Raw genomic sequence first — 21480 nt, 5'->3', positions numbered from 1 at the left:
GTCCTCAGAGTCCGCGCGCGTCAAAAGGTTGCGGTAGCATGGCGCCCTTGACGTGCGTCGGACGAATTTACCGGCGCAGCCGTTCGCTGAACTGAGGAACCCAAGATGGCATCGAAATCGCCGCTGGCCGCGCCGGCCCGCTACGCACCTACCGCGATCGCGCTGCACTGGCTGATCGCGCTGCTGATCGTCTGCGGCTTCGCGCTCGGCTGGGTGATGACCGACATCCCCGGCTTCACGCCGACCAAGCTGAAGTACTTCTCGTGGCACAAGTGGATCGGCGTGACGGTGTTCGCGCTGGCCGTCGTGCGCGTGCTGTGGCGTGCGACCCACGTGCCGCCGCCGCTGCCGGGCGGCACGCCGGCATGGCAGCGCGCGGCGTCGCACGGCGTGCACATGCTGCTGTACGTGCTGATGATCGTGATCCCGGCGACGGGCTACCTGTACAGCTCGGCGTCGAACATCCCGGTCGTCTATCTCGGCATCGTGCCGCTGCCGCGCCTGATCGACCCCGATCCGGTGCTGAAGGAAACCTTCAAGACGCTGCACGTGTCCTTGAATTACATTCTGCTTGCGCTCGTTGCGATGCACGTGCTCGCGGCGCTCAAGCACCAGTTGTTGGACCGCGACGGCCTGCTGTCGCGCATGCTTCCCTTTGCCAAATGAAGGATCCCATGAAAGTGTCTTTCTCCCGCTCCATGCTGACCGCGTTCGCCGCGGCGGCGCTCGTCGCGTCGGGCGCGGCGCATGCCGACGTCGATCTCGCGAAGAGCAAGGTGTCCGCCGTGTCGAAGCAGATGAACGTGCCGACCGAAGGCGCGTTCAAGAAGTTTTCCGCGCAGGTGAAGTTCGACCCGGCGAAAGCCGCGCAGGGCAGCGCGCAGATGACGATCGACGTCGCGAGCTTCGACCTCGGCGACAAGATGTACAACGACCAGGTCGCCGGCAAGGACTGGTTCGACGCGAAGACCTATCCGCAGGCGACGTTCGTGTCGTCGGCGATCGCGCCGGCCGGCGGCAACAAGTACAACGTGACCGGCAAGCTGACGATCAAGGGCAAGGCCGAGACCGTCACGGTGCCCGTCACGGTCGCGCAAAACGGCGCGACGCAGACGTTCGACGGCGTGCTGCCGATCAAGCGTTCGACCTTCAACGTCGGCACCGGCGAGTGGAAGGACACGTCGGTCGTCGCGGACGAAGTGCAGATCAAGTTCCATCTCGTCGCCACCAAGTAAGCGGCAGGTTGCCGCCTCAACTGAATGCCGCGCGAGGGCGCGGCGCCGTTCCCAGGAGAAAAAGTTTGAAAAAGCATCTGATCATCGCCGCGGGCGCGCTGGCCGCTTCGCTGTCGTTCTCGGCCTTCGCCGAAAGCGCGACCTACCAGTTCGACCCGAGCCACACGTACCCGAGCTTCGAGGCCGATCACTTCGGCGGCCTGTCGGTCTGGCGCGGCAAGTTCGACAAGTCGAGCGGCACCGTGACGCTCGATCGCGCGGCAAAGACCGGGACGGTCGACGTGACGACCGACATCGCGTCGATCCACACGGGCAGCGCGAAGCTCGACGAGCACCTGCAGACGGCCGAGTTCTTCGATGCGGCGAAGTTCCCGCAGGCGAACTACAAGGGCACGATCAAGTTCGACGGCGACAAGCCGGTGTCGGTGGTCGGCAACCTGACGCTGCATGGCGTCACGAAGCCGCTCACGCTGAAGATCGATTCGTTCAAGTGCATGCCGCACCCGATGCTCAAGCGTGAAGTGTGCGGCGTCGACGCGGTCGGCGAGTTCAGCCGCGACGATTTCGGTCTCGACTACGGCAAGCAGTACGGCTTCAAGATGAAGACGAAGCTGCTGATCACGGCCGAAGCGGTCAAGCAGCAGTAAGACTTCCCGGCGAGGCCGGCCGTGGGGCCGGCCCCTGCGGGCCAACCGCCGCGCTCCCGTTACCGGGGCGCGGCGGTTTTTTTGCGCGCCTATAATCGCCCGAGCGCAGCATGCGGCCATGCGGCGCCGGGCAGGCCGACGCCGCGACGGCGGCCGCCTCGAACAGAACGTACAACGACAAGGAGATCGCCGATGCATGCCGTCACGCAGCCCCGTTCCATTGCCTCGTCGCCGCGCGTCTGGCGCGCGGTGGTCGCCGCGTCGATCGGCAACGCGCTCGAGTGGTTCGATCTCGTCGTCTACGGTTTTTTCGCGGTGACGATCTCGAAGCTGTTCTTCCCGGCCGGCAACGACACCGTGTCGCTGCTGCTCACGCTCGGCACGTTCGGCGTGTCGTTCTTCATGCGGCCGCTCGGCGCGCTCGTGCTCGGCGCGTATGCCGACCGCGCGGGCCGCAAGGCCGCGCTCACGCTGTCGATCCTGTTGATGATGGCCGGCACGCTGGTCATCGCGGTGCTGCCGACCTACGGGACGATCGGCGTCGCCGCGCCGGTGATCCTCGTCGCCGCGCGGCTGATGCAGGGCTTTTCGGCCGGCGGCGAGTTCGGCAGCGCGACCGCGTTCCTCGCCGAGCACGTGCCCGGGCGGCGCGGCTTCTTCGCGAGCTGGCAGGTCGCGAGCCAGGGGCTCACGACGCTGCTCGCGGCCGGCTTCGGCACCGTGCTGAACGCGCAGCTGTCGGCCGCGCAGATGGCGTCGTGGGGCTGGCGCGTGCCGTTCTTCTTCGGGCTGCTGCTCGGGCCGGTTGCGTACTACATCCGCACCAAGGTCGACGAAACCCCCGAATTCCTCGCGGCCGAAAGCACCGCGAGCCCGCTACGCGATACGTTCGCATCGCACAAGGCGCGGCTCGTCGCGGCAATGGGCGTGGTCGTGCTCGGCACCGTCGCGACCTATCTCGTGCTGTTCATGCCGACCTACGGCGTGAAGCAGCTCGGCCTCGCGCCGTCGGCCGCATTTGCGGCGATTCTCGTCGTCGGCGTGATCCAGATGGCGTTCGCGCCGCTCGTCGGCCACTGGTCGGATCGCTACGGCCGCGTGCGCGTGATGATCGCGCCGGCCGTCGGCATCCTCGTGCTGATCTATCCGGCGTTCGCGTATCTCGTCGCGCATCCGGGCTTCGGCACGCTGATCGCGCTGCAGGTGCTGCTCGCGTTCCTGATGACCGGCTACTTCGCGGCGCTGCCGGGGCTGCTGTCGGAGGTGTTTCCGGTGCAGACGCGCACGACCGGGATGTCGCTCGCGTATAACGTCGCGGTGACGATCTTCGGCGGCTTCGGCCCGTTCATCATTGCGTGGCTGATCCGCGCGACCGGGATGAAGACCGCGCCGAGCTTCTACCTGATGTTCGCGGCGGTGCTGAGCCTTGCGGCGCTGATCGTGCTGCGCAAGCGGTTCGGGTTCCGCTGAAAGGGGCGGGCGGCGCGTCAGCTGCCGCCGCGCTCGCACACCGGTTGCGCCGGCATCAGTTGCGGCGGCGCGTCGACGGTCCGGACCGGGCGCCCCGCGAGCGCGGCGAGCGCCTGCCGGAGCTGCCAGTCGGCGGCCGTGCCGAATGCGCGCTGCGGCAGCGCCGCGCTCCTCGCCGTATCGATCTTCGCGCGCACGCGCTGCTCGCGCAGCTTCTGCCGTGCGTTGCGCACCTGCGCGAACGGGTCGGGCGCCTGCCGGTCCGCATACGGCGCGCGGGCCAGATCGACTTCCCGGTACCACAGCAGCACGCCGTCGACGTCCGAATCGACGCGCGGCGGCACGAGCCAGTCCGGCATGACGCCGTAGCCGTCCATCGGGCAGCCGTTCGGCCGCAGGTTGCGCGCGAACGTGAAATTCAGGCGCGTGCCGTCGATCAGATCGACACCCGTCTGCGCGAGCCCTTTCCCGTAGGTCGGCATGCCGAGCAGTTTCGCGCGGCCGAGATCCTTCAGCGCCGCCGCGGTCGCTTCGGCGGCCGACGCGCTCTGTCCGTCGACGAGCACGACGAGCGGCACGGTGCGCCACCAGTCGTCGGCCTGCAGCGGCGCGAGCGGGTCCTGCCCGTGCATGACGGGCAGTTCGTAGTCGGGCCAGTTGGTCGTGTAGCGGCGGCGGTGCGTGTCGCCGCGCTCGACCGTCACCATCGCGGTGCGGTCGCGTCCCGCGAACAGCGCGGTGATGCCGATCGCCGCATTGAGCGCGCCGCCGCCGTTGATGCGCAGGTCGAGGATCATCTGCTTCACCGGCGGGCCCGCGCGGCGCGCGGCCTGTACCGCGTCGATATAGTCGCCGACCGCCGGCTCCGGAAAGCTCGACAGCCGCGTGTACAGGATGTCGCCATCGAGCCGCTTCGCGGTCGCCGGATGCGGTCTGACGATCGCGCGCACGGGCGCGAAGCTCAGCACCGCATGCTTCGGCCCGCGCTGCACCGTGAGCTTCAGCGGCACGCCCGCGTCGCCCTTCGCGAGTTTCGTCAGCGCGCTGCCGTCGATGCCGACGACGCTCCTGTCGTTCATCGCGACGACGAGATCGTCGGGCCGCACGCCGGCCCGTTCCGCCGGCGCGTCGGGAATCACGTCGATGATGTGCAGGCCGTCGGGCCGTGTCTCGAACACGATCCCGATGCCCGGCATGCCGTCGCGTGCGCGCCGCTCGTCGTCGCGCCGTTCCTGCTCTTCCTTCGCGTTGAAGAAGCGCGCGTACGGCAACGTCTTGATCCCGTCGTGGGTCGCGGCGTCGAGCAGCGCGCCGATGTCGACGTCGGTCAGATGCTGTTTCTTCAGCACTTCGACGGCCGCTTTCAGTTCGCAGAGCTGCGGCTCCCAGTCGGGCGGGCAGGGCGACGGCGGTTGAGCGGGGGGCACGGAAGCGGGCACCGATGCGGTGGCGGGTGAAGCGGCGGGCGGCGCATCGGCAGGCAGCGAAGCGGCGGATGGTGCGGATGCCGGTTGCGCACCGGCGAGCGGCGCGTACGGGAACGCGGCCGCGACGGCTGCGCAGACGGCGAGGCGACGAACGACACGCAGGGGAGGCATCATCGGGACCGCACGTTCGGACGGGTAGCGAGAGGTTTGACCGGTGCCGGGATGCGACCGGCAAGCGACGGGGCAGGGCGGTGACGATTGTAGCCGACACCCGCGCGGCGCCGGCCGAGCCGGCCGCGCGCCGTACCGCGGTGCCCCGCACATAAAAAAACCGGCCCAGACGGGCCGGCTTTTTCGAAGCCGAAACGGCGTGGCGCTTAAACCTGCGCGCCGGCGTTCGGATCGTCCGGATCGTGCGCGGTCTTCTTGTCCTTGATCAGGTCTTCGCGCTTGATGCCGAGCCACATCGCGAGCGAGCCGGCGACGAACACCGACGAGTAGATGCCGAACATGATGCCGACCGTCAGCGCGAGCGCGAAGTAGTGCAGCGTCGGGCCGCCGAAGAAGAACATCGACAGCACCATCATTTCCGTCGACGTGTGCGTGATGATCGTGCGCGACATCGTGGTCGTGATCGCGTGGTTGATCACTTCCTGCACGTTCATCTTGCGTTCGCGGCGGAACGTTTCGCGGATCCGGTCGAAGATGACGACCGACTCGTTGACCGAGTAGCCGAGCACCGCGAGGATCGCCGCGAGCACCGCCAGCGAGAACTCCCACTGGAAGAACGCGAAGAAGCCGAGAATGATCACGACGTCGTGCAGGTTGGCGATGATGCCGGCCACCGCGTACTTCCATTCGAAGCGGAACGACAGGTAGATCACGATGCCGATCACGACGCACGCGAGCGCGAGCAGACCGTCGGTCGCGAGCTCGCGGCCGACCTGCGGGCCGACGAACTCGACGCGCTGCAGCGTCACGTCCGGGCTCTGCGCCTTCAGCGCGTTCATCACCTGGTCGCTCTGCTGTGCGGACGTGAGTCCCTGCTTCAGCTGCAGGCGGATCAGCACGTTGCGCGACGTGCCGAAGTTCTGCACTTGCGCGTCGGTGTAGCCGAGCTTGCCGAGCGTGTCGCGCACGGGTTCGAGCTGCGCGGCCTGCTGGTACTGGACCTCGATCACCGTGCCGCCGGTGAATTCGACGGACAGGTGCAGCCCGCGGTGGAACAGGAAGAACACGGCGGCGAGGAACGTGACCAGCGAGATCACGTTGAACACCAGCGCGTGCCGCATGAACGGAATGTCTTTACGGATGCGGAAAAATTCCATGGCTTCGTCTCCGGGGCCTTATTGGGTCGAGCCCGGTTTCTTCGGCGACACGCCTTGCTGCGCACGGTTGCGCAGTTGCGGCTTGCCGGCGCGCGGCGTGTTGCCCTTCGCCGGTGCGGCGAGCTTCGCGGCGCGCGCGGTGTCGGTCGATTCGTCGGCCGCGGCGAACGATGCGCCGGCCGCGGCGCCTTCCGGCTTCCACACCTGGCCGATCGCGAGCGACTTCAGCTTCTTGCGGCCGCCGTACCAGAGGTTGACGATCCCGCGCGAGAAGAACACCGCGGAGAACATCGACGTCAGGATGCCGAGGCAGTGCACGATCGCGAACGCGCGAACCGGGCCCGAGCCGAATGCGAGCAGCGCGAGGCCGGCGATCAGCGTCGTGACGTTCGAGTCGAGAATCGTCGCCCACGCATGGGCGTAGCCGGCCTGGATCGCGAGCTGCGGCGGCTGGCCGGCGCGCAGTTCTTCACGCACGCGCTCGTTGATCAGCACGTTCGAGTCGATCGCCATGCCGAGCGCGAGTGCGATTGCCGCGATGCCCGGCAGCGTCAGCGTCGCCTGCATCAGCGACAGCACGGCGACGAGCAGCAGCAGGTTCACCGACAGGCCGATCACCGACACCACGCCGAACAGCATGTAGTACGCGACCATGAACACGGCGATCGCGCAGAAGCCCCAGATCACCGAGTGGACGCCCATCTTGATGTTGTCGGCGCCGAGGCTCGGGCCGATGGTGCGTTCCTCGATGATGTCCATCGGAGCCGCGAGCGAACCGGCGCGCAGCAGCAGCGCGAGGTCGGCCGCGGCCTGCGGCGTCGGCTGGCCCGTGATCTGGAAGCGGTCGCCGAGTTCGGACTGGATCGTCGCGACCGTCAGCACTTCGCCCTTGCCCTTCTCGAACAGCACCATCGCCATCGGCTTGCCGATGTTCTCGCGCGACACCGTGCGCACCGCGCGGCCGCCCGCCGAATCGAGGCGGATGTTGACCGACGGACGCTGGTGTTCGTCGAAGCCGGCCGATGCGTCGATGATGCGGTCGCCGGTGAAGATCACGTCCTTCTTCAGCAGCACGGGCGCCTGGATGCCCTGCGTGAACAGCTCCTCGCCCGGCGGCACGGGGTCGTTCGGGTTCGGGTGCGTGTTGATCGGGTCGGCAAGGCGCGCCTCGAGCGTCGCGGTGCGGCCGATGATGTCCTTCGCCTTCGCGGTGTCCTGCACGCCCGGCAGTTCGACGACGATGCGGTCGCTGCCTTGCTGCTGCAGGATCGGCTCGGACACGCCGAGTTCGTTCACGCGGTTGTGGAGCGTCGTCAGGTTCTGCTTGAGCGCGGCGTCCTCGACGGACTTCTGCACGGCCGGCGTGAACGTGCCGACGACTTGCGTGCCGCCGCCGCCGGGCTGCGTCGCCCATTGCAGTTCGGTGACCGAAGCGGCGAGCACCTTGCGGGCGTCTTCCGCCGTCTGCGCGTCGCTGAAGTTGACGACGACGGATTGATCGACGCGGCTCACGCCGCCGTCGCGGATGTTCTTGTCGCGCAGCAGCGTGCGCGCGTCGGACGCGTCGGAGTCGAGCTTCTTCGTGAGCGCGCCCGTCATGTCGACCTGGAGCAGGAAGTGCACACCGCCGCGCAGGTCGAGGCCGAGATACATCGGCAGCGCATGCAGTGCGGTCAGCCAGCGCGGCGACGCGCTTTGCAGGTTCAGTGCGACGACGTACTGCGGATCGTTCGGATCGGCGTTCAGCGACTTCTGCAGCAGGTCCTTGACGCGCAGCTGCGTATCGGTGTCCTTCAGGCGCACGCGGATGTTCGCGTTGGTCGCCGTGTTCTCGAAGGTGACGTCGTCCGGCGTGATCTGCGCGGACGCGAGCGCCGATTCGACCTGGGTCAGCGTGGTCGAGTCGAGCTTGACCGTGGCCTTGCCGCTCGACACCTGCACCGCCGGCGCTTCGCCGAAGAAGTTGGGCAATGTGTACAGAAGGCCGATGGCGAGCGCCACGACCATCACGACATATTTCCAGAGTGGATAACGATTCATGAGGGGGCCGAACGGGTGGTTGGCGTGAAAGCGTCGCGTCCGGCGCCGCGGCGGCCCGCTCTCTCAGGCGGGCACGGCGCGGGGAGCCGGACGCTCGGTGAAAGCCTTACAGCGACTTGATCGTGCCCTTCGGCAGAATGGTCGTGACGGCAGCCTTCTGCACGGTGATTTCGGTGCCTTCGGCGATTTCGACGCCGATGTAGCCTTCGGTGACCTTCGTCACCTTGCCGACGAGGCCGCCGCTCGTGACGACTTCGTCGCCCTTCGCCATGGCCGCGAGCATGTTGCGGTGTTCCTTCTGGCGCTTCATCTGCGGACGGATCATGATGAAGTACAGCACCGCGAACATCAGGATGAGCGGCAGAAAGCTCATCAGGCTCGATTCGGCGCCACCGGCACCTTGCGCGAAGGCATTAGAAATGAACGGCACGTTGGTCTCTCCGTAGGGGAAGATCGAAAAATAAGCCGGTTATTCTACCACCGGCCCCATGCGCAAACGGCTCGGCAAATGCGCTTTCGGATCAAGCTGTTAAAGCGCGAACCGATACCGTTGCGGCTTGTGTGGAAAGGCAATTGTAATGTTTGATGGCCCGATCCGGTGGTTGGACCGGGTTTTTTAGTGCGTGTCCCATTGGATATGGCTTTCTTTCAGGTCATGTCCTATGAGGTGGGCCGCCCGCCGGCCCGTCAGTCGACTCCTCTCGCGCGATCCTCCGCGAAGCGCTGCCGGAACGCGTCGAACGTATGCGTTTCGATCGCGTCGCGGATCTCGCTCATCAGCTGCAGGTAGTAGTGCAGGTTGTGGATCGTGTTGAGCTGCGCGCCGAGGATTTCGCCGACCCGGTGCAGGTGATGCAGGTAGCCGCGCGAGAAGTTCCTGCACGTGTAGCACGTGCAGGTCGCATCGAGCGGCTTCAGCGAGTTCTTGTGCGTCGCGTTGCGGATCTTCACGTCGCCGAAGCGCGTGAACAGCCAGCCGTTGCGCGCGTTGCGGGTCGGCATCACGCAGTCGAACATGTCGATGCCGTTCGCGACGCCCTCGACCAGATCCTCCGGCGTGCCGACGCCCATCAGGTAGTGCGGCTTGTTGGCCGGCAGCTTCGGGCCCACGTGCTGCAACACGCGCATCATGTCTTCCTTCGGCTCGCCGACGGACAGCCCGCCGATCGCGAGGCCGTGGAAGCCGAGTTCTGCGAGGCCGGCGAGCGATTCGTCGCGCAGGTCCTCGAACATTCCGCCCTGGACGATCCCGAACAACGCATTCGGGTTGCCGAGCCGGTCGAATTCGTCGAGCGAGCGCTTCGCCCAGCGCAGCGACATGCGCATCGAGTCGGCCGCTTCCTGGTGCGTCGTCGGCACGCCGTTGGTCGCGTACGGCGTGCATTCGTCGAACTGCATCACGATGTCGGAGTTCAGCACCTTCTGGATCTGCATCGACACTTCCGGCGACAGGAACAGCTTGTCGCCGTTGATCGGCGACGCGAACGTGACGCCGTCCTCGGTGATCTTGCGCAGGTCGCCGAGCGAGAACACCTGGAAGCCGCCCGAGTCGGTCAGGATCGGCTTGTTCCAGCCCATGAAGCCGTGCAGGCCGCCGTGCGCGTCGATCGTGTCGAGGCCCGGGCGCAGCCACAGATGGAACGTGTTGCCGAGGATGATCTGGGCCTTGATCTCGTGCAGCTCGCGCGGCTGGATCGCCTTCACGGTGCCGTACGTGCCGACCGGCATGAAGATCGGCGTTTCGACCGTGCCGTGGTTGAGCTTCACGCGGCCGCGGCGCGCGTGGCCGTCGGTCGTCAGCAGTTCGAATTCGAGCCCGTTCGCCGGGCGGTCCTGCACGGGAGCGGGCGTGTCGTGGCTCGCGTGCGTATCGTGCGTATCGTGGGATGAACTTTCGGTCATCGTGAGTGCTCCTTGCTACCGGAAGACAGTCCGGCGCATGTTGGAAATACCGCCGACAGGCCGGCGGCGGTGAAAGAAACGGGGCGCGCCGGCGTGGCGCACGCAGCCGGCAAGCAGCGAATGCGGCGCGTGCCGGCGAGCATGCTCGTGCGCGCCTACGCGCCCGGCGCCTCCGGCGTGTCGCGTCGCGTGAGCAGCATCGCGTCGCCGTAGCTGAAGAAGCGGTAGCGTTCGGCGATCGCGTGCCGGTAAGCGGCGCGGATCGTCTCGACGCCCGCGAACGCGGACACCAGCATCAGCAGCGTCGATTTCGGCAGGTGGAAGTTCGTGACGAGCCGGTCGACCACGCGGAAACGGTAGCCGGGCGTGATGAAGATGTCGGTCTCGGCCTGGGTCGCCGCGAGCGGGCGGCCCGCTTCGTCGGCCGAGCGCGCGGCGGCTTCGAGCGCGCGCATCGACGTCGTGCCGACCGCGATCACGTTGCCGCCGCGCGCGCGGGTCGCGGCGATCCTGTCGACGAGCGACTGCGGCAGGTCGTACCACTCGCTGTGCATCTTGTGCTCGGCGATGTTGTCGACGCGCACCGGCTGGAACGTGCCGGCGCCGACGTGCAGCGTCAGCGTCGCGCGCTCGACGCCCATCGCGTCGAGCTTGTCGAGCAGCGGCTGGTCGAAGTGCAGCCCGGCCGTCGGCGCCGCGACCGCGCCCGGATTGCTCGCGTAGACGGTCTGGTAGCGCGTTTCGTCGGTCGCGTCGGGATCGTGCTCGATATACGGCGGCAGCGGCAGGCGGCCGTACTGCTCGATCAGCTCGAGGCACGGCGCGGGGAAGTGCAGCGTGAAGAACGGCTCGACGCGCTCGCCGACCGTCACGTCGAACGCATCGGCCAGACGCAGCGTCGTGCCGGCGCCCGGCGACTTGCTCGCGCGGATCTGCGCGAGCGCCGTGTGCGTGCCCGTCACGCGCTCGATCAGCACCTCGATCTTGCCGCCGCTGGCCTTCTGGCCGAAGAAACGCGCCTTCAGTACCTTGGTATCGTTGAACACGAGCAGGTCGCCGGGCGCGATGCACGACGGCAGCTCGGCGAAACGGCGGTCGACGAGGCGTGCGGGCTCGACGCCGCGGTCGACCTCGAGCAGGCGGCTCGCGGTGCGATCGGGCAGCGCGGTTTGTGCAATCAGCTCGGGCGGCAGATTGAAATCGAAATCGGAAAGCGTGAACATGCGGGCTGGTTCGAAGCGGCCGGCGGGCGTCGCCGGCAGGGCGGAAACGCGTAATCGGCGCGCGCGAGCCGCTATGATGACGGGATGCGCGGCCTGGCCGGCGTCGTTCGTTCGGACGACGTGAAAGCCGCTATTGTACTTGCCTTGCGAAGCACCCAGACGATCCGATGCCTGTGTCACCACGCCGTTCCCCCGCTGCCGTCGCCGATTCCGCCGATCCGTTCGACGCGGACGATGCCGCCTCGTCCGCGCCGTCCGCATCGGGCTCCGGCGCGCGCCGCGCCGGCCCGAAGCGCGGCGCCGACGGGCGGCTCGCGCAGCCCGCGGCCGCCGCGCCCGAGACCGACGGCGCCGCCGGCGACGAAGCAGGGGCGGCCGGTACGAAACGCAAGAAGAAGCCGGCCGCCGACAAACCGGTGAAAACCGCCGACAAGCTGGCGAAGCTCGGCCTCACGCGCTCGATCGATCTCGTGCTGCATCTGCCGATGCGCTACGAGGACGAAACCACGCTCACGCCGATCGGCGAACTGCTGCCGGGCGGCATCGCGCAGACCGAAGGCGTCGTGTTCGACAACGAGGTCGCGTTCCGGCCGCGCCGCCAGCTCGTCGTGAAGATCCAGGACGACGACGGCGAGCAGCTCGTGCTGCGGTTCCTGAATTTCTACGGGTCGCAGGTCAAGCAGATGGCCGTCGGCCAGCGGCTGCGCGTGCGCGGCGACGTGCGCGGCGGCTTCTTCGGGATGGAGATGGTGCATCCGGCGGTGCGGGTCGTCGAAGCGGATGCGCCGCTGCCGCAGGTGCTCACGCCCGTCTATCCGAGCACGGCCGGCGTGTCGCAGGCGTATCTGCGCAAGGCGATCGAGAACGCGGTCGAGCGCACGCCGCTGCCCGAGCTGCTGCCGCCCGAAATCGAGCGCGACTACCTGAAGCCGCTCGGCGTGCCGACGCTCGCGCAGGCCGTGCGCATCCTGCACCATCCGGGTGTCGATTCCGACGAAGCCGCGCTGATGGACGGCTCGCATCCGGCGTGGACGCGCATCAAGTTCGAGGAGCTGCTCGCGCAGCAGCTGTCGCTCAAGCGTGCGCACGAGGAGCGCCGCACGCGCGCGGCGCCCGCGATGCCGCGCCGCACCGCGGCCGATGCCGACGCGCTGACGACCCGGTTCTACGCGGCGCTGCCGTTCACGCTGACGGGCGCGCAGGCGCGCGTCGTCGACGAGATCGCGCACGACCTCACGCTCGCGCACCCGATGCAGCGCCTGCTGCAGGGCGACGTCGGCAGCGGCAAGACGGTCGTCGCGGCGCTGGCCGCCACGCAGGCGATCGACGCCGGCTACCAGGCCGCGTTGATGGCCCCGACCGAAATCCTCGCGGAGCAACATGCGCGCAAGCTGCGCGCATGGCTGGAGCCGCTCGGCGTCACGGTCGCGTGGCTCGCGGGCAGCCTGAAGGCGAAGGAGAAACGTGCGGCGATCGAGGCGGCCGCGCTCGGCACCGCGCAGCTCGTGATCGGCACGCACGCGATCATCCAGGATACGGTCGAATTCGCGCGGCTCGGCCTCGTGATCGTCGACGAGCAGCACCGCTTCGGCGTCGAGCAGCGTCTCGCGCTGCGCGCGAAGGCCGCGAATGCCGCCAACGGCGCGCGCGACTTTCAGCCGCACCAGCTGATGATGTCGGCCACGCCGATTCCGCGCACGCTCGCGATGACGTACTACGCGGACCTCGAGGTGTCGACGATCGACGAGCTGCCGCCCGGCCGCACGCCCGTGCTGACGCGCCTCGTCGGCGACGCGCGGCGCGAAGAAGTGATCGCCCGCGTGCGCGAGGCCGCGCTGACCGGGCGCCAGGTGTACTGGGTGTGCCCGCTGATCGAGGAGAGCGAGACGCTCCAGCTGCAGACGGCCGTCGAAACCTACGAGACGCTGGCCGCGGCGCTCCCCGAGTTGAAGGTCGGCCTCGTGCACGGCCGCCTGGCGCCGGCCGACAAGGCGGCCGTGATGGAAGCGTTCACGCGCAACGAAGTGCAGTTGCTGGTCGCGACGACCGTGATCGAGGTGGGCGTCGACGTGCCGAACGCCTCGCTGATGGTGATCGAGCATGCGGAACGGTTCGGCCTGGCGCAGCTGCACCAGTTGCGCGGCCGCGTCGGGCGCGGCACCGCGGCGTCGGTGTGCGTGCTGCTGTACACCGGGCCGCTGTCGATCACCGGCCGCGAGCGGCTGAAGACGATGCGCGAGACGACCGACGGTTTCGAGATCGCGCGGCGCGACCTCGAAATCCGCGGCCCCGGCGAATTCCTCGGCGCGCGCCAGTCGGGCGCGGCGATGCTGCGCTTTGCCAACCTCGAGACCGACGGCTGGCTGATCGATCCCGCCCGCGAGGCCGCTGCGCGGCTGATTGCCGCGTATCCGGACGTCGTCACGCAGCACCTCGCGCGCTGGCTCGGCGCGCGCGAGCAGTACCTGAAGGCCTGATCGGCCGGCCTGGGGCCGGATCGAAAACCGCCACTCGACGCATCGCGATGCAGAGAAACTTGGCGAACCTGGGCCAGAGGGTGTATAAATTAAACCTATCGCCTGTATATCTCTGATTGACCCACAATGACCCTGACTGAATTGAAGTACATCGTCGCGGTCGCGCGCGAACGGCATTTCGGGCGCGCGGCCGAAGCGTGCTTCGTGAGCCAGCCGACGCTGTCGGTGGCGATCAAGAAGCTGGAAGACGAGCTCAACGTGCAGATTTTCGAGCGCGGCGCGAGCGAAGTGAGCGTGACGCCGATCGGCGACCAGATCGTCACCCAGGCGCAGCGCGTGCTCGAGCAGACGTTCGCGATCAAGGAGATCGCGAAGCAGGGCAAGGACCCGCTCGTCGGCCCGTTCCGCCTCGGCGTGATCTACACGATCGGGCCGTACCTGCTGCCGACGCTCGTCAAGCAAATGATCCAGCGTGTTCCGCAGATGCCGCTGATGCTGCAGGAGAACTACACGCTGAAGCTGCTCGAACTGCTGAAGCAGGGCGAGATCGACGCCGCGATCATGGCGCTGCCGTTCCCCGAAACCGGCCTGATGGTGCGGCCGCTGTACGACGAGCCGTTCGTCGTCGCGCTGCCGGCCGGCCATCCGTGGGAGAAGCGCGAGGAAATCGACGCCGAGGATCTGAAGCAGGAAACCATGCTGCTGCTCGGCAACGGCCACTGCTTCCGCGATCACGTGCTCGGCGTGTGTCCGGAACTGATGCGCTTCTCGCAGACGGCCGACGGCATCCAGAAGACGTTCGAGGGCTCGTCGCTCGAAACCATTCGCCACATGGTCGCGAGCGGCGTCGGCATCACCGTGCTGCCGCGGATGTCGGTCGCCGAGGTCGGCCCGCGCGCGAACGGCCCCGATGCCGAGCTGCTGTCGTACGTGCCGTTCAACGAACCGGTGCCCGACCGCCGCGTGGTGCTGGTGTGGCGCAAGAGCTTCACGCGGATGCCGGCGATCGACGCGATCAGCGACGCGATTACCGCGTGCGAGCTGCCGGGCGTCGCGAAGCTCGACATGCCGGCCATGATGAACTGACGCAGTGGCGCATGCGGGTGTGGCAGCGTGATGAACGGGGTCGTGCGACCCCGTTTATTTTTGCCTATCGCATAGATGAAATTTATCAAATTCAAATAATTGATAGATGTAGATAGAATCCTCTACATGGATCGGTGTCGAGCCGACGTGCGAAATGCACGTTGAATGCAAGCGTCAAAGGAGGATGTCATGATGCGGTCGGTATTGCAGCACGCGCAGCGGAACATCCCGTCGCGCGACACGGTCGTACATCGCGCCAGGGCGGCGGTTCGCGGCCTGCGTCCGATTGCGTTCGCGTATCTGGCGGACCGTGCGTATGGCGGATGAGTGCCGCCGCACGCCGGTCCTGTGTTCCCCCGATTCACCTGCCGTCGAGCCATGAGGGAGCATCGCATGCCCGATACCCGGAAGACCGCCCGCCTCGCCGGTACGACGACTGCCGGCAGCCGCTTCCCCGAGCGCCCCGCCTGCGGCGCGTGGCAACGGGAACGTGTGCCGAAGGCGGCGTACGACATCCCGTAGTACGACAGGAGTACCCGCCTGTTCCGTTTCATCCCCCCGCAATGCTCCACGAACCGCGCCCGGCACGTGGGGGCCTACGAGCAAGTCAAGGAGAAAAAAGCATGTCGAACGAAACGAAATGCCCGTTCAACCACACCGCAGGCAGCGGCACGACGAACAAGGACTGGTGGCCGAATCAGCTGAACCTCAACGTCCTGCATCGGCATTCGGCGCTGTCCGATCCGATGGACCCGGATTTCGACTACGCCGAGGCGTTCAAGAAGCTGGATCTCGCCGCGGTGAAGCGTGACCTGCACGCGCTGATGACGACGTCGCAGGACTGGTGGCCGGCCGACTTCGGCCACTACGGCGGCCTGTTCGTGCGCATGGCGTGGCATAGCGCCGGCACGTACCGTACGGCCGACGGTCGCGGCGGCGCGGGCGGCGGGCAGCAGCGCTTCGCGCCGCTCAACAGCTGGCCGGACAACGTGAGCCTCGACAAGGCGCGCCGGCTGCTGTGGCCGATCAAGCAGAAGTACGGCCGCAACATCTCGTGGGCCGACCTGCTGATCCTGACCGGCAACGTCGCGCTCGAATCGATGGGCTTCAAGACGTTCGGCTATGCCGGCGGCCGCGTCGACACGTGGGAACCGGACGACGTCTACTGGGGCTCGGAAAAGATCTGGCTGGAACTGAGCGGCGGCCCGAACAGCCGCTACACGGGCAAGCGCGAGCTCGAAAGCCCGCTCGCCGCGGTGCAGATGGGCCTGATCTACGTGAACCCGGAAGGCCCGGACGGCAACCCCGACCCGGTCGCCGCCGCGCACGACATCCGCGAGACGTTCGCGCGGATGGCGATGAACGACGAGGAAACGGTCGCGCTGATCGCGGGCGGCCACACGTTCGGCAAGACGCACGGCGCCGGCCCGGCCACCAACGTCGGTCCCGAGCCGGAAGCCGCGGGCCTCGAGCAGCAGGGCCTCGGCTGGAAGAGCACGTTCGGCACGGGTAAGGGGAAGGACACGATCACGAGCGGCCTCGAAGTCACGTGGACGTCGACCCCGACGAAGTGGAGCAACGACTTCTTCAAGCACCTGTTCAGCTACGAGTGGGAGCTCACGAAGAGCCCGGCCGGCGCGCACCAGTGGGTCGCGAAGGATGCCGGCGAGGTGATTCCGGACGCATACGACGCGTCGAAGAAGCATCGTCCGACGATGCTGACGACCGACCTGTCGCTGCGTTTCGACCCGGCCTACGAAAAGATCTCGCGCCGCTTCTACGAGAATCCGGCCGAATTCGCCGACGCGTTCGCACGCGCGTGGTTCAAGCTCACGCACCGCGACATGGGCCCGCGTGCCCGTTATCTCGGCCCGGACGTGCCGGCGGAACACCTGCTGTGGCAGGACCCGATCCCGGCCGTCGATCACCCGTTGATCGACGCCGCCGACGTCGCCGCGCTGAAGGCGAAGGTGCTGGCGACCGGCCTGTCGGTGTCGCAGCTCGTGTCGACCGCCTGGGCGTCGGCGGCGACGTTCCGCGGCTCGGACAAGCGCGGCGGCGCGAACGGTGCGCGCATCCGCCTCGCGCCGCAGAAGGACTGGGAAGTGAACCGCCCGGCCGAACTCGCGGCGGTGCTCGAAACGCTCGAAGGCGTGCGGAAGGCGTTCAACGATGCGCAGACGGGCGGCAAGAAGGTGTCGCTGGCCGACCTGATCGTGCTGGCCGGCGCGGCCGGCGTCGAGCATGCCGCTAAGAGCGCGGGTGTCGCGGTCACCGTGCCGTTCGCCCCGGGCCGGATGGATGCGTCGCAGGAAGAAACCGACGTCGACGCGATGGCCGTGCTCGAGCCGCTCGCCGACGGTTTCCGCAACTTCCTGAAGCACGCGTACAAGACGCCGGCCGAGGCGCTGCTGGTCGACAAGGCGCAGCTGCTGACGCTGAGCGCACCGGAGATGACGGTGCTCGTCGGCGGCCTGCGCGTGCTCGGTGCGAATGCCGGCGATGCGAAGCATGGCGTGTTCACCGATCGTCCGGAAACGCTGACGAACGACTTCTTCGTGAACCTGCTCGACATGGGCACGGAATGGAAGCCGGTGTCGGCCGCGAACGACGTGTTCGAAGGGCGCGATCGCGCGACGGGCGAGCTCAAGTGGACGGGCACGCGCGTCGACCTGATCTTCGGTTCGCATGCGCAGCTGCGTGCGCTGGCCGAGGTGTACGGCAGCGCGGACGCGAAGGAGAAGTTCGCGCGCGATTTCGTCGCGGCCTGGAACAAGGTGATGAACCTCGACCGCTTCGACCTCGCATGAACGCGGCCGCATCCTGACGCGGTGATGCAGTAATGCAGTAACGTGAAACGGTCGGTCCGACGACCGGCCGTTTCTTCCCTGAACGATGTCTTGTCAAAGGAGTGACGACCATGACGCAAATGATGCTCGACATGCGCGCCGCCGCGTCGCCCATTCTGCGATCGCCGGTGGAGCTGGCGCGCTACGTCGTCGGCTTCGCGATCGTCGTCGGCGGGGCGGCAGAGCTGGTTTCGCAGGCGCTGCACGCGCTCGCGCCGGTCGTGTCGGCCGCTGGCGGTTGAGGGCGAGGGCGGCAACGGATTCGCGACGCTAGACTGGCGAGTCGCGAACGGATGCCGCACGAGGCGGCATGCGGATTGCCCGATGCATTTTCGCCGGTTCAACATTTCGAATGAGGAGTCCCGAAGATGGCCAAGAAAGGCAACGCCACGCAGATCAACATCGGTATCAGCGACAAGGACCGCAAGAACATCGCGGACGGCCTGTCGCGCCTGCTCGCCGATACGTTTTCGCTGTACCTGAAGACCCACAATTTCCACTGGAACGTGACCGGACCGATGTTCAACACGCTGCACCTGATGTTCGAGGAGCAGTACAACGAACTGTGGCTCGCGGTCGATTCCGTCGCCGAGCGTATTCGTACGCTGGGCGTCGTCGCGCCCGGCACGTTCGGCGAATTCGCGAAACTGTCGTCGGTGCCGGAAGCGAAGGGCGTGCCGGCCGCCGAGGAGATGATCCGCCAGCTCGTCGAAGGGCACGAGACGGTCGTGCGCACCGCGCGCGAAATCTTCCCGATCGCCGACGCGGCAAGCGACGAGCCGACCGCCGACCTGCTGACCCAGCGCCTGCAGACGCATGAAAAGACCGCATGGATGCTGCGGTCGCTGCTCGCGTAAGCCCGGCGCCGCGGGGGGCGTCAGGCCGGCCCCCTGTGGGCCGGCTTCGACTCTGTCCCTGGATTGATGCCCGCCGCCGCGGGCCCGCGCGCAGCGGGCCGCGGCGGCCAGCCGGCCCGCCGCGACCGCCGGCCGCGGGTCGCGCCGACATGACGCGAAGCACCGCTCGGCTCTAAAATGCCGGGATTCCCTTCCCGGTGCTTCGCCATGCTTGCCCGCTTTCCCCTGTATCTGCGGCTCGTCCGGATGGACAAGCCGATCGGCAGCCTGCTGCTGCTGTGGCCGACGCTCAACGCGCTGTGGATCGCGTCGGACGGCCATCCGCGCTGGCCGCTGCTCGTGATCTTCACGCTCGGCACGCTGCTGATGCGCTCGGCCGGCTGCGCGATGAACGACTACGCCGACCGCGATTTCGACCGCCACGTGAAGCGCACGGCCGACCGGCCGCTCACGTCGGGCAAGATCCGGGCGTGGGAGGCCGTCGCGATCGCGGTCGGGCTGTCGTTCATCGCGTTCCTGCTGATCCTGCCGCTCAATACGCTGACGAAGGAATTGTCGGTCGTCGCGCTGTTCGTCGCCGGCTCCTATCCGTTCATGAAGCGCTTCTTCGCGATTCCGCAGGCGTATCTCGGCATCGCGTTCGGCTTCGGCATCCCGATGGCGTTCGCGGCCGTGCAGGACACGGTGCCGGTGCTTGCGTGGGTGATGCTGGTCGCGAACATCTTCTGGTCGGTCGCGTACGACACCGAATATGCGATGGTCGATCGCGACGACGACATCAGGATCGGCATCCGTACGTCCGCGCTGACGTTCGGCCGTTTCGACGTCGCGGCCGTGATGGCGTGCTACGCGGTGACGCTCGGCATCTACGTGTGGATCGGCGTGACGCTCGGCTTCGGCCTCGCGTACTGGGCCGGCTGGGCGGTGGCGGTCGGCTGCGCGCTGTATCACTACACGCTGATCAAGGATCGCGAACGGATGCCCTGCTTCGCCGCGTTCCGCCACAACAACTGGCTCGGCGGCGTGCTGTTCGCGGGCATCGCCGCGCATTACCTGCTGGCCGGCAGCTGAACGACACACCGGCGTACCGCGCGTTCGTGCGCGCGGCGCCAACAAAAAAGCGACCCGACGGTCGCTTTTTTTACGTCCCGCGCCGGCCAGACCGGCGCCGTTGTCGCGCTTACGCGCCGCCGAACTCGTCGCCCATTTCCTTCGCGCGCGCTTCGGCCGCGAGCGCGCCGCGCACGATCGCTTCCTTCACGCCCTGCGCGTCGAACGCCGCGAGCGCGGCGGCCGTCGTGCCGCCCTTCGACGTCACGCGTTCGCGCAGCACGCCCGCCGGTTCGCCCGATTGCGCGGCGAGTTGCGCGGCGCCCGTGAACGTCGCGACCGCGAGCGCGCGGCCCTGCTCGTCGTTCATGCCGAGACGGCGCGCGGCTTCCTGCAGCGCTTCGATGAAATAGAACACGTACGCGGGGCCGCTGCCCGAAATCGCCGTGACCGCGTCGAGCTGCGATTCGTCTTCGAACCAGACGATCTCGCCGACCGCGCCGAGCACGCTCGACGCGAGTTCGCGGCCTGCCGCGTCGACGCCCGGCAGCGCGGCGAGGCCCGTCACGCCCATGCCGACCAGCGCGGGCGTGTTCGGCATCGTGCGGACGACGCGCGCGTAGCCGCCGAGCCAGCGGGCGAGATCCGTGCCGCGGATGCCGGCCGCGATGCTGATCACGAGCTGCGACTTCAGGTGCGGCGCGAGCGCCTGCGCGACGTCCTTCAGCACCTGCGGCTTCACCGCGAGCACGATCGCGTCGTAATCGGCGAGCGTTGCGTCGACGGCCGCACCGGTGCGCACGCCGAATTGCTGCGCGGCGCGCGCGCGGACGTCTTCGTTGATGTCGATGGCATACAGGCCGTCCGCGGCGACGCCGCGCTTGATCAGGCCGCCGATCAGGGCCGCGGCCATGTTGCCGCCGCCGATGAATGCGATTTTCATGATGTCGGGAATGAGCGAGTGAGTGAACGGAAAGGCGGAAAGGAGCGCGGCGTTCAGCGCGAGTAATCGCGCGCGCCGAAGATCGCGGTGCCGACGCGCACGATCGTCGCGCCTTCGAGCACGGCCGCGTCGAGATCGGCGGACATGCCCATCGACAGCGTGTCGAGCGGCAGGCCGTCGGCGCGCAACGTGTCGAACAACGCGTGCAGCGCGCGATGCGGCGCGCGTTGCGCGTCGGTGTCGCCGGCCGGTTCGGGAATCGCCATCAGGCCGCGCAGCCGCAGCGACGGCAGCGCGGCGACCGCACGCGCGACCTCGGCCACGTCGGCCGGCGCGACGCCGCTCTTCGACGTCTCGCCGCTGATGTTCACCTGCACGCACACGTTGAGCGGCGGCAGGTGCGCGGGGCGCTGTTCCGACAGGCGCTGGGCGATCTTCAGCCGGTCGACCGAATGGACCCAGTCGAAGCGCTCGGCGACGGGGCGCGTCTTGTTCGATTGCAGCGGCCCGATGAAATGCCATTCGAGGCTCGCGCGCAGGTCGGCGAGCGCGTCGATCTTGTCGATCGACTCCTGCACGTAGTTCTCGCCGAAGGCGCGCTGGCCGGCCGCGTGCGCGGCGCGCACGTCGTCGGCCGGAAACGTCTTCGACACGGCGAGCAGCGATACGGTGGCGGGATCGCGGCCGGCCGCGCGGGCGGCGTCGGCGATGCGGCGATGAACGGAGTCGAGACGGGCGGCGAGATCGGACATGGCGGGCACGGAAGCGGGTATGAAGCCGATGCACTGCGATCCGCGGCGCACCGATCCGCTCATTATACGGACGCCGCGCGGCCGATCGCCGCGTCATGCTCGTCGCGAATACGTCGAGTATTCGCTTCGTCGCCGTCCTTGCGCTCGGTCCTTCCGGGAGGGCAGCACAAGCTCGTGATTAGCGGGAACAGGCG

Annotated in this window: 19 protein-coding genes; 11 read left to right on the top strand and 8 right to left on the bottom strand. The window is 67.7% G+C overall.

Features of this window, described 5'->3' with window-relative positions:
* The first annotated feature begins 105 nt into the window (after positions 1-105).
* The 4 genes from HWX09_RS26430 (at position 106) to HWX09_RS26415 (ending at position 3352) form a co-directional block, all read left to right on the top strand.
* Positions 106-666, top strand: coding sequence for a cytochrome b (locus HWX09_RS26430; RefSeq protein WP_027783591.1), 561 nt, complete (start codon positions 106-108; stop codon positions 664-666).
* Between the two features lie 8 nt (positions 667-674).
* Complete coding sequence (locus HWX09_RS26425) at positions 675-1235, top strand: YceI family protein (RefSeq protein WP_027783592.1); 561 nt, start codon at positions 675-677, stop codon at positions 1233-1235.
* Between the two features lie 65 nt (positions 1236-1300).
* A complete protein-coding gene (locus HWX09_RS26420) occupies positions 1301-1882 on the top strand; it encodes a YceI family protein (protein WP_006476873.1) in 582 nt (193 codons plus the stop codon).
* 192 nt (positions 1883-2074) lie between these two features.
* The gene (locus HWX09_RS26415) at positions 2075-3352 is read left to right on the top strand and encodes an MFS transporter (RefSeq protein WP_027783593.1); all 1278 of its coding nucleotides are present in this window, start codon (positions 2075-2077) and stop codon (positions 3350-3352) included.
* A gap of 17 nt (positions 3353-3369) precedes the next feature.
* Here the strand turns inward: HWX09_RS26415 and HWX09_RS26410 are convergent, their stop codons facing one another.
* The 6 genes from HWX09_RS26410 to queA all read right to left on the bottom strand — a co-directional run bounded on the left by HWX09_RS26410 (position 3370) and on the right by queA (position 11272).
* Positions 3370-4953, bottom strand: coding sequence for a S41 family peptidase (locus HWX09_RS26410; protein ID WP_230469120.1), 1584 nt, complete (start codon positions 4951-4953; stop codon positions 3370-3372).
* Between the two features lie 203 nt (positions 4954-5156).
* Positions 5157-6107, bottom strand: a complete 951-nt coding sequence (secF, locus tag HWX09_RS26405; protein ID WP_027783595.1) for a protein translocase subunit SecF — start codon at positions 6105-6107, stop codon at positions 5157-5159.
* Between the two features lie 18 nt (positions 6108-6125).
* Positions 6126-8147, bottom strand: coding sequence for a protein translocase subunit SecD (gene secD / locus HWX09_RS26400; RefSeq protein WP_027783596.1), 2022 nt, complete (start codon positions 8145-8147; stop codon positions 6126-6128).
* A 106-nt stretch (positions 8148-8253) separates the two neighbouring features.
* Complete coding sequence (gene yajC, locus HWX09_RS26395) at positions 8254-8577, bottom strand: preprotein translocase subunit YajC (protein WP_006476868.1); 324 nt, start codon at positions 8575-8577, stop codon at positions 8254-8256.
* Between the two features lie 257 nt (positions 8578-8834).
* Positions 8835-10049 (bottom strand): tRNA guanosine(34) transglycosylase Tgt, encoded by a 1215-nt coding sequence (tgt, locus tag HWX09_RS26390; protein WP_027783597.1) that lies wholly within the window; start codon positions 10047-10049, stop codon positions 8835-8837.
* 155 nt (positions 10050-10204) lie between these two features.
* On the bottom strand, positions 10205-11272 hold the full coding sequence (gene queA / locus HWX09_RS26385) for a tRNA preQ1(34) S-adenosylmethionine ribosyltransferase-isomerase QueA (RefSeq protein ID WP_027783598.1): 1068 nt from the start codon (positions 11270-11272) through the stop codon (positions 10205-10207).
* A gap of 167 nt (positions 11273-11439) precedes the next feature.
* On the opposite strand from queA, the gene recG reads away from it, so the two are divergent.
* The 7 genes from recG to ubiA all read left to right on the top strand — a co-directional run bounded on the left by recG (position 11440) and on the right by ubiA (position 19612).
* Positions 11440-13749 (top strand): ATP-dependent DNA helicase RecG, encoded by a 2310-nt coding sequence (gene recG, locus HWX09_RS26380; protein ID WP_027783599.1) that lies wholly within the window; start codon positions 11440-11442, stop codon positions 13747-13749.
* Positions 13750-13875: 126 nt separating this feature from the next.
* Complete coding sequence (locus HWX09_RS26375; RefSeq protein ID WP_027783600.1) at positions 13876-14835, top strand: hydrogen peroxide-inducible genes activator; 960 nt, start codon at positions 13876-13878, stop codon at positions 14833-14835.
* Positions 14836-15228: 393 nt separating this feature from the next.
* The gene (locus HWX09_RS33900) at positions 15229-15357 is read left to right on the top strand and encodes a hypothetical protein (protein ID WP_268907363.1); all 129 of its coding nucleotides are present in this window, start codon (positions 15229-15231) and stop codon (positions 15355-15357) included.
* Between the two features lie 101 nt (positions 15358-15458).
* Positions 15459-17645: a catalase/peroxidase HPI gene (gene katG / locus HWX09_RS26370; RefSeq protein WP_027783601.1), complete on the top strand. Its 2187-nt coding sequence runs from the start codon at positions 15459-15461 to the stop codon at positions 17643-17645.
* Positions 17646-17755: 110 nt separating this feature from the next.
* Positions 17756-17926: a hypothetical protein gene (locus tag HWX09_RS26365; protein ID WP_175888603.1), complete on the top strand. Its 171-nt coding sequence runs from the start codon at positions 17756-17758 to the stop codon at positions 17924-17926.
* 126 nt (positions 17927-18052) lie between these two features.
* Positions 18053-18541, top strand: a complete 489-nt coding sequence (gene dpsA, locus HWX09_RS26360; protein WP_006476862.1) for a non-specific DNA-binding protein DpsA — start codon at positions 18053-18055, stop codon at positions 18539-18541.
* A 207-nt stretch (positions 18542-18748) separates the two neighbouring features.
* Positions 18749-19612: a 4-hydroxybenzoate octaprenyltransferase gene (ubiA, locus tag HWX09_RS26355; protein WP_027783602.1), complete on the top strand. Its 864-nt coding sequence runs from the start codon at positions 18749-18751 to the stop codon at positions 19610-19612.
* Between the two features lie 109 nt (positions 19613-19721).
* On the opposite strand, the gene proC is transcribed toward ubiA, so the two are convergent.
* Positions 19722-20534 (bottom strand): pyrroline-5-carboxylate reductase, encoded by an 813-nt coding sequence (gene proC, locus HWX09_RS26350; RefSeq protein WP_027783603.1) that lies wholly within the window; start codon positions 20532-20534, stop codon positions 19722-19724.
* Between the two features lie 53 nt (positions 20535-20587).
* Positions 20588-21286 (bottom strand): YggS family pyridoxal phosphate-dependent enzyme, encoded by a 699-nt coding sequence (locus HWX09_RS26345; RefSeq protein ID WP_027783604.1) that lies wholly within the window; start codon positions 21284-21286, stop codon positions 20588-20590.
* Positions 21287-21480 lie beyond the last annotated feature (194 nt).

It is taken from the genome of Burkholderia sp. BCC1208 (assembly GCF_902833095.1).
Taxonomy (GTDB): domain Bacteria; phylum Pseudomonadota; class Gammaproteobacteria; order Burkholderiales; family Burkholderiaceae; genus Burkholderia.
The sequence above is the reverse complement of the archived record's forward strand: the minus strand, read 5'-3'. Positions and strand labels throughout refer to the sequence as shown.